Origin of the sequence: Baekduia sp., assembly GCF_035996765.1 — a bacterium.
Classification (GTDB): Bacteria; Actinomycetota; Thermoleophilia; order Solirubrobacterales; family Solirubrobacteraceae; genus Baekduia.
Map to the genome: position 1 here is coordinate 1 of NZ_DASYJG010000043.1, position 12,678 is coordinate 12,678.

The 12,678-nt window shown below is 70.5% G+C and carries 17 protein-coding genes; 9 read left to right on the plus strand and 8 right to left on the minus strand.

What is annotated here, in order from left to right:
- Nucleotides 1-889, plus strand: an 889-nt coding sequence (locus tag VGO10_RS10385) for a haloalkane dehalogenase (RefSeq protein ID WP_327467924.1), incomplete at its 5' end; no start/stop codon positions are given.
- Here VGO10_RS10385 and VGO10_RS10390 read toward each other — a convergent pair.
- The 4 genes from VGO10_RS10390 to VGO10_RS10405 are packed head-to-tail and all read right to left on the minus strand — an operon-like array spanning nt 886 to nt 4,317.
- Nucleotides 886-1,620, minus strand: a complete 735-nt coding sequence (locus tag VGO10_RS10390) for an ATP-binding protein (RefSeq protein WP_327467926.1) — start codon at nt 1,618-1,620, stop codon at nt 886-888. The two genes, VGO10_RS10385 and VGO10_RS10390, sit on opposite strands and share 4 nt — an antisense overlap.
- A complete protein-coding gene (locus tag VGO10_RS10395) occupies nt 1,613-2,932 on the minus strand; it encodes a hypothetical protein (RefSeq protein WP_327467928.1) in 1,320 nt (439 codons plus the stop codon). Before VGO10_RS10395 ends, VGO10_RS10390 begins: the two co-directional genes overlap by 8 nt.
- A gap of 60 nt (nt 2,933-2,992) precedes the next feature.
- Nucleotides 2,993-3,712, minus strand: coding sequence for a hypothetical protein (locus tag VGO10_RS10400; RefSeq protein WP_327467930.1), 720 nt, complete (start codon nt 3,710-3,712; stop codon nt 2,993-2,995).
- On the minus strand, nt 3,709-4,317 hold the full coding sequence (locus tag VGO10_RS10405; protein WP_327467932.1) for a sigma-70 family RNA polymerase sigma factor: 609 nt from the start codon (nt 4,315-4,317) through the stop codon (nt 3,709-3,711). The genes VGO10_RS10400 and VGO10_RS10405 overlap by 4 nt, the downstream gene beginning before the upstream one ends.
- A 242-nt stretch (nt 4,318-4,559) precedes the next feature.
- Between VGO10_RS10405 and VGO10_RS10410 the strand changes: the two genes are divergently transcribed.
- Complete coding sequence (locus tag VGO10_RS10410; RefSeq protein WP_327467934.1) at nt 4,560-4,865, plus strand: hypothetical protein; 306 nt, start codon at nt 4,560-4,562, stop codon at nt 4,863-4,865.
- A complete protein-coding gene (locus VGO10_RS10415; protein WP_327467936.1) occupies nt 4,865-5,482 on the plus strand; it encodes a hypothetical protein in 618 nt (205 codons plus the stop codon). The genes VGO10_RS10410 and VGO10_RS10415 overlap by 1 nt, the downstream gene beginning before the upstream one ends.
- Before the next feature lie 11 nt (nt 5,483-5,493).
- Here VGO10_RS10415 and VGO10_RS10420 read toward each other — a convergent pair whose 3' ends face one another.
- On the minus strand, nt 5,494-5,952 hold the full coding sequence (locus VGO10_RS10420; protein WP_327467938.1) for a hypothetical protein: 459 nt from the start codon (nt 5,950-5,952) through the stop codon (nt 5,494-5,496).
- A gap of 41 nt (nt 5,953-5,993) precedes the next feature.
- Here VGO10_RS10420 and VGO10_RS10425 point away from each other — a divergent pair, with 41 nt between their 5' ends.
- Entirely contained in the window at nt 5,994-6,311 is a 318-nt protein-coding gene (locus VGO10_RS10425; RefSeq protein ID WP_327467940.1) for a winged helix-turn-helix domain-containing protein, read from the plus strand.
- Here the strand turns inward: VGO10_RS10425 and VGO10_RS10430 are convergent.
- Together VGO10_RS10430 and VGO10_RS10435 are read right to left on the minus strand one after the other, a co-directional pair.
- Nucleotides 6,308-6,739 (minus strand): hypothetical protein, encoded by a 432-nt coding sequence (locus tag VGO10_RS10430; protein ID WP_327467942.1) that lies wholly within the window; start codon nt 6,737-6,739, stop codon nt 6,308-6,310. The two genes, VGO10_RS10425 and VGO10_RS10430, sit on opposite strands and share 4 nt — an antisense overlap.
- 303 nt (nt 6,740-7,042) lie before the next feature.
- Nucleotides 7,043-7,417, minus strand: a complete 375-nt coding sequence (locus VGO10_RS10435; protein WP_327467944.1) for a hypothetical protein — start codon at nt 7,415-7,417, stop codon at nt 7,043-7,045.
- A 166-nt stretch (nt 7,418-7,583) separates the two neighbouring features.
- Between VGO10_RS10435 and VGO10_RS10440 the strand changes: the two genes are divergently transcribed.
- The 3 genes from VGO10_RS10440 to VGO10_RS10450 all read left to right on the plus strand — a co-directional run bounded on the left by VGO10_RS10440 (nt 7,584) and on the right by VGO10_RS10450 (nt 10,852).
- Nucleotides 7,584-8,552 carry a LacI family DNA-binding transcriptional regulator gene (locus VGO10_RS10440; RefSeq protein WP_327467946.1) on the plus strand — a complete coding sequence of 323 codons (969 nt, stop codon included), beginning with the start codon at nt 7,584-7,586 and terminating at the stop codon, nt 8,550-8,552.
- Between the two features lie 23 nt (nt 8,553-8,575).
- Nucleotides 8,576-10,126: an acyl-CoA synthetase gene (locus VGO10_RS10445; RefSeq protein WP_327467948.1), complete on the plus strand. Its 1,551-nt coding sequence runs from the start codon at nt 8,576-8,578 to the stop codon at nt 10,124-10,126.
- Between the two features lie 81 nt (nt 10,127-10,207).
- On the plus strand, nt 10,208-10,852 hold the full coding sequence (locus VGO10_RS10450; RefSeq protein WP_327467950.1) for a sensor domain-containing protein: 645 nt from the start codon (nt 10,208-10,210) through the stop codon (nt 10,850-10,852).
- On the opposite strand, the gene VGO10_RS10455 is transcribed toward VGO10_RS10450, so the two are convergent.
- Nucleotides 10,849-11,880, minus strand: a complete 1,032-nt coding sequence (locus VGO10_RS10455; RefSeq protein WP_327467951.1) for a 1-acyl-sn-glycerol-3-phosphate acyltransferase — start codon at nt 11,878-11,880, stop codon at nt 10,849-10,851. The two genes, VGO10_RS10450 and VGO10_RS10455, sit on opposite strands and share 4 nt — an antisense overlap.
- A gap of 259 nt (nt 11,881-12,139) precedes the next feature.
- Between VGO10_RS10455 and VGO10_RS10460 the strand changes: the two genes are divergently transcribed.
- Both VGO10_RS10460 and VGO10_RS10465 read left to right on the plus strand, forming a co-directional pair.
- On the plus strand, nt 12,140-12,331 hold the full coding sequence (locus VGO10_RS10460; protein WP_349258936.1) for a type II toxin-antitoxin system RelE/ParE family toxin: 192 nt from the start codon (nt 12,140-12,142) through the stop codon (nt 12,329-12,331).
- Nucleotides 12,331-12,654, plus strand: a complete 324-nt coding sequence (locus VGO10_RS10465) for a helix-turn-helix domain-containing protein (RefSeq protein WP_327467952.1) — start codon at nt 12,331-12,333, stop codon at nt 12,652-12,654. Before VGO10_RS10460 ends, VGO10_RS10465 begins: the two co-directional genes overlap by 1 nt.
- The last annotated feature ends 24 nt before the right edge of the window (nt 12,655-12,678 follow it).

A 12,678-nucleotide genomic window follows, 5' to 3' on the forward strand; every position in this document is an offset into this window, starting at 1 on the left:
CACCCCCGACGAGCGCTTCGCCGACCTTCCGGGCTGGAGCTATGACCCGCACTACGCCGACGTCACGGCCGAAGCTCAGACGGCCCGGATGGCCTACGTCGACGAGGGGCCGCGCTCGGCCCGGCCCGTCCTGCTGTTGCACGGTGAGCCTTCCTGGTCCTACTTGTACCGGTCGATGATCGGTCCGCTGGTCGCCGCCGGCCTACGCGTCATCGCGCCCGACCTCATCGGCTTCGGCCGCTCCGACAAGCCCAGCGCGCGCGAGGACTACACCTACGCGCGCCACATGGGCTGGCTGACCGACCTCGTGGTCGGCCAGCTCGACCTGACCGACGCGCTCCTCTTCGGCCAGGACTGGGGCGGCTTGCTCGGCCTGCGCCTCGCCGCCGAGCAAGAGGCGCGCTTCAGCGCGATCGTCGCCTCCAACACGTTCCTGCCGACCGGCGACCGGCCGCTGGGCGCCGGCTTCGAGGCGTGGCGAACCTACTCGCAGCAGACGCCGGACTTCCAGGTGGGGAGGATCGTCGACGGTGGCACGGCGCGCGACCTCGACGCCGCCGAGATCGCCGCCTACGACGCCCCGTTCCCCGACGACGCCCACAAGGCGGGCGCGCGCCAGTTCCCGATGCTCGTGCCCGACGGCCCGGACGACCCGGCGGTGCCGGCCAACCTGGCGGCGTGGGAGGTCCTCAAGCGCTGGGAGAAGCCGTTCGTCTGCGCCTTCGGTGACAGCGATCCGGTGACGCGCGGCGCGGACACGGTGCTCCAGGAGCTGATCCCCGGCGCAGCCGGTCAGCCGCACATCACGCTGGAAGGCGTCGCCCACTTCTCCCAGGAGGACGCCGGCCCGCGGCTGGCCGAGGTGATCCTCGCCGTCGCGCGCCGCTAGGCGCCCACGGTCAGCCGGTAGTCGGCCCCCGTCATCAAGATCGGGTCGCCCACCATCTGCATCAGCCGCGAGTAGGTGCGCTCGCCGATGTGGTCGGCCAACCCGCCCGGATCCAGCGGCGCGCCGTAGGGCGTGTCGCTGGTGAAGACGATGGCCTTGTTGTGCTCATAGCGCCGGTTGACGATCGTGTAGAGCTGCTCGAGCACCCAGTCGTTGGGGCGGGGGACGGCGACGTCCTCGAGGTGCAGCAGCTCGACCTGGGTGATCGCGTCGATGATCTGACGCGTCGTCGGCTGGGCGTCGGGCTTGTAGCTGTCGCGCAGCTCGTTGAGCAGGTCGGTGGTGTTGCGCGTCAGCACCGACATGCCGGTGGCGCGGGCCTGCTGGGCGACGTAGTAGCCGAGCGTCGTCTTGCCCGTGCCCTTGTTGCCCAACAGCCACAATCCACGGCCCGATCGGACGTTCTGCTCGATCGCCCCGGCGTACCGCCGCACGACGGTCGCCGCCGCGCCGTGCTGCTCGGCGATGCCCGACAGCGGCAGCGCGTTCCAGTCCAGACCCTGGAAGCGCGGCGGCGCGTAGCGGCCGACGCTCGCTTCCATGTCGCCGTGCAGGCGCCGCCGCAGCCGCTCCTCGCGGCAGCTGCACGGGTAGGCCTGGCGGCGCTCCTCGTCGAAGAGGAAGCCGTTGGCGTCGCAGCCGTGGGGGCACTCGAAGTCGGGTTCAAGCATGGTGGGCGATCTTCTTCTCGGGAATGCGGCTGGCCAGCAGCGGCTCACCGGCCGCGCAGGTTAGGCGGTGCAGCGTCTCGGACGACAGCGCCTGCTCCAGCGCCTCCAGCGGCCAGCCCGTGCTGACCAGCACGGTGGCGCGGCAGTGCTCGTAGCGCCCGTAGGCGATCAGCTCCAGCTGCTCTGACAGCCACTCGCGCTGCCACGGCGCGGCGCGCGCGAGCACCTGCTGGTCGAGGCCGACGAGCACGAGCAGGTCGCATTCGGCCAGCGCTTGCAGTCGCGCGCGGTAGCCGCCGTACTTCGACAGGTACACCAACGATCGGTAGAGCGAGGAGAGGGAGTACAGCGCGACCCCATAGCCGGCGTTGTAGGCGGCGCGAGCGATCGCCGCGGCCGAGGAGCCCGCCGCGGTCTGCGCGACCTTCTGGACCTCCATCAGGCTCAGCTCGCCGCCGGCGCGCGAGCCGCGCTCGGTCCGCGCAGCGCTGACGATCGCGTCAGCGTCCAGGAGCCGGCCCGCGCGCGCCGTGGCCTGCGCGAACTCCTCCTGGGTCTGCGGCGGCCGGTCGGCACCGTCGAGCGCGGCACCCGATCCGCCGCGCTCCTGGCGATCCCACGGCCCGACCGTCATCCACAGTCCACGCCCGTCGCGCAGATGGCCGTCGATGTCGCGCGTCCAGCCCGCGACGACCGGCGTCAGCGCCGGATGCAGCTCGGGGTGCAGCGACGAGGCGAGGCCGAAGTTCAGCGTCTCGGTCGTCACGCGGCCGCCGAGGCGGCGGTCGCGGTTGCGCTGGATGCGCAGCGGGCGGCAACGGCACGCGCGGGAAACCCGTCCCCCTCCCCGCCCGCCGTCGACGACCCAGCCCGACCCATCGCAGTACTCGCCCGGATCCATCGTGCCCTTGCGCCGCCGCTGAGGATGGAAGTCGCAGAGCTCCTCGTCGTCGGTGCTGCGCGGCCCGGCCGGACCGATTCCCACGGGCGCCGCCGGGCGCAGGAAGACGAAGCGTCCGGCGTCCGGCGTTGGCGGCTTGGGGGGGAGCGTCGCGGCGCCCGCGGTGCGCCGTCCGGCGGGGGTGATCAGCACGCGTGCGGGATCGGCGTCGATCGCCCGGACCAGCCCGCGCTGATGCAGCCGGTCGACCACGACGCCGACGACGCGCTCGTCGAGCTCGGCCGCCTCGGCCACGCCCGGCAGCGGCAGCTCCCGCACACCAAGCCCGAGCTTGAGTCCCTCGACATCGAGCCCCGCGACCTTGGCGAGCACCCACTCCTCCAAGGCGCGGTCGTGGGCATCGACGGACATGCGTCGATCGTAGAAGGGGGCGAGGTCGGGTCCGGGCGTCGTGCCCGGAGTTTGCGGTGGCTAGCGGTCGAGGACGATGGCTCGGTGGCCCGTCGAGCCATCGACGACGAGCTGCGTCTGCCGGAACGGGCGCCGGCCCTTGCGCACGACGAGGAAGGTGCCATCCGCCTTGACCGAGAGCGGCGACCACGTTCCTCCCGCCGAGCGCAGCCTCAGGCGCGTGACCGTGCGATCCACGATCCCGAAGAGCACCCCCCGGCCCCCCGCGACGGCGGAGTCCGAGAAGATGCGGCTGGCCATCACGATATGGCGGTCCTCGAGCGGCGAGCACATACCGGAGGTCCGGGCCGGCAGCTCTTGGAACCGGCCATCGCGCACGATGCCGAGCCGGCCGCTGACGACGCGTCCGAGCGCGAGGCAGGTGTCGCCGTTGGCGCTTTTGAAGAGCCGCAGCCCCCACGGCTGGCGTTGGACGGGATCGGGCGCGGTCGCCAGGGCTAGCTGGCGGTAGGCCGGGGCGGGACTGAGGTGGCCCGTGAGTCCCTTCGGATCGGGGCTCACGGTCCCGCCGTCGCCGAGGAAGACCTTGGTTCCGGTGGCCACCACGGCGACGAGGAGGAGCGCCGTGAGCGCGATGATCACGACGCGCGAGGCGCGTCGCGGCATGCGGCGTCGGGCGCGTCGCGCCTGCTGCTGTTCCTGCGCACGCTCCTCGCCGAGTGCGCGGAACGACTCCTCCAGCGCGCGGGCCGCGGGGAACTCCGGAGGGATCTTGGTCATGTCAGCAGCTCCTCTGGCTCGGCCGGCTCGGCTTCGGCGAGCGACTTTGCGAGCTGGCGCAGGCCACGCGACACACGGGCGCGAATCACTTGCGGGCTCGCCCCGCATTGTTGCGCGATGTCGTCGTATTCGCGATGTTCGAGCACACGCATCCGCAGCGCTTCGCGCTGCTCGCTGGCCAATTGATCGAGCGCCTGCTCTAACTGCGGGCGCACGCGCTGCAGGTCGGCGAGATCCTCGATGCGCTCGTACTCGACCTGGCCCAACGTCGCGATCGGCACTCCAAGGCGCTCGATGCTGCGGCGCTCGACGATTCCGCGCTCCCGCCAGCGGTAGAGCTGATGGCGCGCGACCGTCCACATCCAGGCGCGCCCTTGCTCCTCAGTCTCGCCGCGGAAGCCGTCGATGTGGGCGAAGAGCTCGGCGAACGTCTCGGCCATGAGATCGAAGGCCGTCTCGGGATCGAACGTGCGGCGGGCGAAGAAGCGCAGCACCTGCTCGTGGTACTCGACGTAGACGTCGGCGAACGTCGACGGATCCTCGCGGGCGCCGACAAAGCCGGGTGCAGCACGTCCACTCCCGAATCTCAACAGCCGACGACCCATGCGCGCCGCATCCTCGCACACTGCTCAGAGCTTTAGAAACCGTCACAGACCTGAATATGGCGCAACCGGTCTGACGGTCGGTGTCACAACATCCGAGTTCGTTCGTCACAGCCGCGCCGCTCGTCGCCCTAGTCCTCCGAACGCTGGACGAAACGGAGCTTTGGATGACGACGAAGAGCGATGGACTCTCTCGCGGGATCGTACTGCTGGCACTGCTGTGCGCCTTCTCTTTTGGGGCAATCGTGAAGGTGGCGCTGGCCGACAGCTACCACACGACCTGCGTTGGCCACGGCTTTGTCGAGGGTGGGAGTCAGACCGACGGCAGCTTCTTCTCGCGGGTCGAGGCCGGATGCAGTTCCACGTATCGGACCTGCGCGATCTACAGCTACAACACGTTCCGCGGCTCGTCGACGGCCTATGACTCAGGCACCTGCAACTCCTGGTCTTTGGACTTCGGCAGTTACACGGAGTGCGCGTCCTCGGCGCGGGTCTATGACGCCGGCGTCTTCTCCGAACACACCCACAACGCCCCCAACTGGTGTATCTGATGCGTCGCCTGGGTCTCGGCCTCGCCGCCGTGCTCGCCATCGGGGCGGGCGTCGCCAGCGCATCGGCGCTGACCGGCGGCAGTGGGAACGACACGCTCAATGGGCCCGAAGCGGTCCAGCCCGACGGTCGCGGCGCAAGCGTGCCGGTGACCGTCGCCGATCCGGACGGCGGCGTCGCGTGGGCCGTCCGCGTCTATCGCTCGCAAACCGGCCTGACCTGTCCTGAGGCCGGACGAACCAAGGATGGGAACTTCGGACAGGTGTATGACGACGGCGACTTCCACCCGCTTGACATCGAGGCGGCCGGATCGTGCGCCGACCTCGCCAAGGCCCCGATGTCGCTCGCGGTCAACCACTATCCCCCCAGTGGCAAGCTGCCGGCGCGGGCGGTGATCTTCGGCGTGATCACCCCGAAGGTCACCGGTCTCACGCTCATCAGCGCCACCGGCTCGCGGGCTGTCGCGGTCACGGGCGACGCGTTCGTCGTCGTCACCCGCGAGGACGCGCTGTTGGGCAGCTCGCTGGAGGCGGCCCTCGCCGATGGCTCGACCAAGTCCTATGCGTTGAGGCCGAGCGACTTCCCGCTCACCAAGCCCGAGGACCCGGCAACGGGGTGAGGGCAATCGCCCTAGGCCGCTGCCGTGCGCTTGGCCGTCTCGCGCACGATGCGCTGCACCTTCGGGCGCAGCCCGTTGAGCAGCTTCTCCAACTCGCCGCGCGCCTGCGCGTCGAGGGCGATCGGCTGGGGGTAACCACCGTTGGACACCGGAAGCGTCAGCGCGCCACACAGCTTCTGCAGCCCGATGACGGGGTCGTTCAGGTCGGCCTCGTTGTCGGGCACGAGCGCGTAGAAGTGCTCGACCGCACCGCGCACCCGGCCTTCCTCGGCAAGGGTGACGACCCCGGCCCCGAGCAGGGTTCGCACGTGGTAGGCGACCGACCCCAACGTGTTGCCAGTCACCTCGGCAAGACGCGTTGGGCTGATCGGCTGTCCGTAGCTGCGCATCACATCCACGATCTGATCGCGCGCCGGATGCGGACGCAGGGTCTTGCGGCGTTGCTGTTGCTGACGTTTGGAGATGGCCATGGGGTTCAGGCTCCTGTTTTCGGGAAATGCTGAGCGAACGCGTGAGTGGCATCTCCGATCAGGCTGTGCACATCCTTGCGGAGCTGCGCCACCCAGTGCGGCTGCCGATCCTGCTCGCGTTGGAGGAGCGCCCGCGCAGCCCGTCGGAGATGGCCGATGACCTTGGCGAGCCCTTCGACCGCGTCAACCACGCGATGCGTGCCCTCGCTGCCGCCGGCTTGATCGAGCCGGTGCGCCAGGAGCGCGCGGGGTCGACGCCGAACCTGCTGCGCCGGGTGTACGGAACGCGCTATCGCGGCTGGCCTGCGCTGGTCGCGGCGCTCGAGGCGATCGTCGCCACTGGCGCTGGCCCGGGCTAGCGCGCGACGGCTCTGAAGCACGCTCGGAGCGTCCCGAAGGAGAAGCGTCGCCCACGTTCGATGCCGGCGACCATCGTGCCGTAGAGCTCGGGTGAGACGGCCTTCATGCTCGCTAGCGCCATCGCGACCTTGTCGTGATGGCTGATCGCGACGCCGTCAGGCGCAGCGAAGCGCACCTCGCTCTGGGAGTACTCGGTGGAAGGGTTGCCCAGCGTCGCCGTGATCATCACCCGGACCTCCGGCGCTAGGCCGGGCTTGGCGTTGAGCGTTTGCCGCAGCGCGGTGAGGGCGGCGTCGCGTGCCGCGATAACCGCATCCTCCACGAGCTCGGTGTCATCGCGTGCGTCGGCGCTCTCCGTGGCGTTGGGGAGGATTCTGGGTGACAGCCGCGACTCGGTGGAGGCGGCGTCAGAGGGTGGCAGCGGCATGGGTAATAGGCATCCCTGTGCAACGGCCGGGAGGCAACCGGCCGCAGACTGGCAGACGTCAGGAGTGGCGCGGCACTGTAGCTGTACTCACTGCTGTGTGCAACAGCTACGCTGAAAATAAATTCAGTTGGCGCACTTCAACGCCTGGCCGTGCCACCCAAGGGCTGAGGTTCGGCGGCACGGCCCAGGCATTGCTCGATCACAGAGGACCGATTCCTGGACATGGACACGCGGGACGCGTGAAGATCACGCCCGAGGAGGCCCGTTTGCAGGCGGTTGTGGCGCCTCCCCGCGATGGCGCCCTCAGCGCGATGCGGTCTGCCAGCTCGTGCCATCGCCGACCTCGCCCGCGGCGGCCTGCGTGACGGCCGCGCGGGCTTGGGCGCCGACGCCGACGACGGTGTCGTAGCCCTCGGCGGCGAGGCGGGTGGCCTCCGCTTGGGCGTCGAACGTGCCGTCGGCGCGGCGGACGATGACCGTGCCCTCGGCGCGCTGCGCCGCGGCGGTCACGGCCGGGGACGGGGCGTCGGCGCCGGCCAGGACGGCCGTGCGCTGGGGCCCCGAAACGTCGACGTGCTGCTGGGACGCGGCGGCTCCGGCGCAGCCGGTCAGGACCAGGGCTACCAGCGCGCTGCGCGCCAGCATGCTCGATGAACGGTGGAGGTGGGGAGGGGTCATACGTACCAGCGTACTACGTATGACCTCGGTACGCCAATTGCGTGCTCGCCCCGCCATCGCCGCACCCGACAGCGCCGCGTGGTGAGATCCGTCCATCGCCTCGAGCTCTCGCAGCCCCCGCCCCGTCACGGACGCGCCATCGGCGCGGTCACGCAAGGTCACGAGCGTGGACGTCGCCAGGCGTGCCGGCGTGTCGCAGAGCACGGTCTCGCTCGTGCTCTCCGGCAAGGCGCCAGGGCGCGTCTCGGTGTCCACGGCCGAGGCCGTGCGCAGCGCGGCGCGGGAGCTCGGCTATCGGCCGAATGCCGCGGCGCGGGCGCTGCGGTCGGGGACGGCGTCGGCGGTGGGCCTCGTCGTGCGCGACGTCACGCACCCGTTCTTCGGCCGCACGCTGCGCGGCGCGCAGCAGGCCGCGCGCGAGGCGGGCCACGTCGTCGTGCTGATCCAGGACGACTACGGCGGCGGCGGTGGCGACAGCGCGGTGCAGGGCTTGGCCGAGGGCAGCATCGACGGCTTTCTCTTCTTTGCGGCCAAGGTGCCGCGGTCGCTGCGCGAGCCCGGCGGGCGGCCGATCGTCATCGTCGAGTACGAGCAGTCGCGGATGCCGTTCGTCCGGCTGGACTCCGAGGGCGGGACCGCTGCGGCGATGGCCCACCTGCACGCGCTCGGCCATCGGCGGATCGGTCACTTCCGGTCTGCAGCGGGTGGGCAGACCTTCGATCGTCGCCACGACGGCTGGGCCGCGCACCTGCGCGCGCACGGTCAGGATCCCGAGGCGCAGGTCACCGGCTTCGCGGCCTTCGACGCGACCAGTTCGATCGCGGTCGCCAAGGAGCTGCTCGGCCGTCCCGACCGCCCGAGCGCCTTCCTCTGCGACGACGACCTCCTGGCCGCCGGGATGATCGCCGCGGCCAACGAGCTGGGCATCGACGTGCCGGGCGAGGTCGCCGTCGTCGGCTTCGACGATCTCGATCTCGCGCGCCTGACCAACCCGCCGCTGACGACCGTGCGCTTCGATCCCGAAGCGCTGGGCGCCGCCGCGTTCGAGTTGCTGCACGCCCGTCTGCAAGGGCGTCGCCCGAAGAACCGGGTGTTGCCGTCCGAGCTGGTCGTCCGCGCCTCCACGGCGGGCTGACCCGCTGGGGGTAGGTTCAACGCATGGAGATGACCAGCACCGTCGCCGAGGTGATCCGCCGCAGCGCGCGGCGCTGGCCCACGCGGATCGCGCTGCACTTCGGTGAGCGCCGTTGGAGCTATGAGGAGCTCGACGACGGTGTCAGCCGCGTCGCCGGCCGGCTGCTGGAGCTAGGCCTGACCAAGGGCGAGCGGGTAGCCGCGCTCGGCACGAACTCCGACGCCTACCTCTTGCTCTACCTCGGTTGTGCGCGGGCGGGCCTGGTCCACGTTCCGGTCAACTACAACTTGGTCGGGGGCGAGTTGGCCTACATCATCACGCAGTCGGGGTCGACCGCGCTCTTTGCCGACCCGGCGCTGCAGCCGGCCGTCGGGGCGATCGCCGGCGACCTCGGCGACGTCCGTCGCATCGGCACGCTGCGCGATGGCGTCGATCCGCTGATCGACGTCCTGGACTGGGCGCTCACCGGCGAGGTTCCCGACGTCAGCGGCGAGGTGGAGGTCGCCGACGACGACCTCGCGCAGTTGTTGTACACCTCGGGAACGACGGCTGCGCCGAAGGGCGCGATGATGACCCACCGCGCGCTCGTGCACGAGTACGTCTCCTGCGTCGTCGCGCTCGACATGGATGCCGCCGACGTCCCGCTGCACCCGTTGCCGCTCTACCACTCGGCACAGATGCACGCGTTCTTAATGCCCTACCTGATGCTCGGCGCGACCAACCACGTGGTTGAGAAGCCCGACCCGTCAGACATCCTGATGCGCGTCGAGCGCGACGCGATCACCAGCCTCTTCGCGCCGCCGACGGTCTGGATCGCGATCTCCGAGCATCCGGACTTCGCCACGCGCGACCTGCGGTCGTTGCGCAAGGCCTACTACGGCGCGTCGATCATGCCCGTGCCGGTGCTCCAGCGCCTGCGCGCGGCGCTGGACGGCGTCGGCTTCTACAACGCCTTCGGCCAGTCGGAGATCGCCCCGCTGGCGACCGTCCTGCGTCCCGAGGAGCACGACGCGCGTCCTGACTCGGCGGGGCGTCCGGTGCTGTTCGTCGAGATCAAGGTGATTGACGAGGCGGGCAACGAGATCGTCGGCGCCGGCCAGGGCGAGGTCCTCTACCGCTCGCCGCAACTCTGCACCGGCTACTGGGACAAGCCCGAGGAGACCGCCGAGGCGTTCGCGGGCGGCTGGTTTCACTCCGGCGATCTTGTCCGTGTTGATGAAGAGGGCTTCATCTTCGTCATCGACCGCGTCAAGGACGTCATCAACACCGGCGGCGTGCTGGTCGCCAGCCGCGAGGTCGAAGAGGCGCTCTACACGCACCCGGCGGTCGCCGAGGTCGCGGTGATCGGCCTGCCGCATCCGCGCTGGATCGAAGCGATCGCGGCCGTCGTCGTCACGCGCGAGCCCGCCACCGAGAAGGCGATTCTCGCCCACGCCCGCGAGCACCTCGCGCCCTTCAAGCTCCCCAAGTCGGTGCACTTCGTCGACGAGTTGCCCAAGAACCCGTCCGGCAAGCTGCTCAAGCGCGAGCTGCGCGAGCGCTTCGGCGGCGCCGGCTCGGCCGTCGGACGCTAGGTCGCCCTCGGGTTTTCCGCAGGGCGCGCTGACGGGGCCGCCGCCTGGCGGGTGCCGGGCCGGGCGACGAACATGATGGCCATGGCCACCTCCCCGCTCCCCGCCCTCTCCTCCTCCGCCGCTAAGCCCGTCCGGATCCCGCGTCCGGCGACCGTCGCCCGCGATGCGCTCTACCTCTGTGCCGGGCTCCCCGCCGGCATCGTCACGTTCTCCGTGCTCGTCACGGGTCTCTCGCTGGCCGCCGGCCTGGCGATCACGCTCGTCGGCGTCCCCGTGATGCTCGCCACGCTCTGCGCCGCACGGCTCATGGGCGACGTCGAGCGCCGGCGCGCGGGGTGGGTCCTCGACGCGCCGGTCACGCGCACCGCGCGCCCCTGGCGCGGCGGGATCTGGGCGCGCACGAAGGCCGCGTTCACCGATGTCGGCGCTTGGCGCGACATGGTCTGGGGGCTGATCCTGATGCCGCTGGGCATCTTCGGCTTCACGGTCGCCGTCACGGTCTGGAGCACCGCGCTCGGCCTGCTGACCTCACCGCTCTGGTACTGGGCCCTGCCCGACAACGACAACCCCGACAACGCGACGCTGAACTACCTCAACAGCCACGCCGCCGGCCCAGCGGCCGTCCGCGTCGTCGCCGGCCTGGTCCTGATCCCGGTCGCGATCTTCCTCTGCCGCGCGCTGGCCGACGCCACCGCCCGCGGCGCGCGCGCCCTCCTCAACCACTAGGACAACGCTGCGAGGTGTTCGCCGACCCAGTCGTCGACCACCTGCCAGCGCTCGTACAGCCACGCGATCTGCGCGTCGCGGTCGGTCGGCACCTCGGCGGCCGGGTAGCGCCAGAACTGCACGCTCACCGTCCCGCCGACCAGGCCGCCGCGCCAGATGTCGGAGATCCGCTCGAAGCCGTCGAGGCCGACGTGGCCGCAGAAGACGACGTCGGTTCCGCGCGTGCTCTCCAGTAGCGCGAGCGGCCCGCCGAGGCGCGGCGGGAGCAGGTGCTGCAACTTGCTCGCCAGCGGTGCGATCTCCGGCTGGCGCTCGGCGATCTTCGCCTTCGCGGCGGCCAGCTTGGGCGGCGTCGAGCGGGTCCCCTCGGGGTAGATGAGGATCCCCTCGTGCGGGTCGAGGTCGATCCCCAGCTTGGCGAGATCCTCGAGCTCGCGCACCGTGTCGCCCGAGCCGCGGCGCACGAAGTTGGTCGGCACCCAGCGCCCGCCGATGTCGATCGTCGGGATCATCTCCAGCTCGCGCTTGAGCACGAAGCGCAGGCCGAGACCATGGGCGCGGCCGACGACCGTGTCGGGCATCGTGTTGTCGATGATGCTCGCGTGGCGCATGAAGATCAGCACCGGTCCGGGGGCGACATCGTCCAGCCCGCGGACGTCGAAGGTCAGGTTGAAGAGCCGCTGCACGCCGCCGAGGTGGCCGACCGACCAGAGCTGACGCAGGCGGTAGACGCGGAAGCGGCGCGTGCGCGTGTCGCGTCCCAGCGAGGCCAGGCCGATGAGCGTCAACCCGGCGATGCCGCGCAGCTCGCCGAACAGGAACCACCACAACATCGCCACCAGGCGCACGCCGATCCACGGCTTGCGCTTCACCACCCATAGCACGAGGTCGACGGCGACGGCCGCCGCGAGCAGCAGCGGCAGCGTGAGCGTCACGACGACGAAGGCCGTCGTCTCGATCGCGATGCCGCGCGCACGGCGCGCGTAGCGGGGACCACGAGGTCCGGTGTCCGGCAGGAGCGGTCCCACGCCGGGCACCGTACTGGGAAGTCGACGCAAAGCCGCGACTGGATCGTCGCGCACACTGCGTGTATTGTTCAATGTATGCATTGTACGATCTCGCGATGGCGTGGGAGGTGGAGATGACCGAGCAGGCAGAGGCGTGGTTCCTGGGCCTTGACCAACGCGACCGGCGGCGCGTCGCCGAGGCCGTTGATGCTCTGGTGGTCGGGGTCCATCGCTGGGGCGTCCCATCGTCGACAGCGTCAAGGGCTCGCGTCATCGCAACATGAAGGAGTTGCGGTCGGTCGGCGGCCATCTGCGCGCGCTGTTCGCATTCGACCCGCGCCGGACGGCGATCGTGCTGCTCGGTGGTGACAAGGCCGGCGACTGGACCGGCTGGTACGAGCGCAACGTCCCGTTTGCCGACGATCTGTATGACGCGTACCTGGTCGAGATCGAGCGGGAAGGGTTGATCTGATGGCCGGGCGAAAGAGTTGGAAGGACGTTCGCGCCCAGGCAGCGCGTGAGGATCCGCACTTCGAAGACGGCGTCGCCGCCGAACGGCGCCGGCGTGCGTTTGTCCACGGCCTTCACGGGCTTCGCAATGCTCGTGGCTCGCTCCAGGGCGACCTTGCGGAGGTGCTGGGCATGACCCAGGCCAACGTCTCGCGCATCGAGCGCGAGGACAACGTGCAGCTCGGAACGCTCGCGCGCTACGTCGAAGGTCTTGGCGGCCGGCTGGAGATCCACGCGATCTTCGACGACGTTGACTTGGTGATCACGCCGGGTCGTCCGGACTAGTCACGGCAATGGTCGGACGGAGGT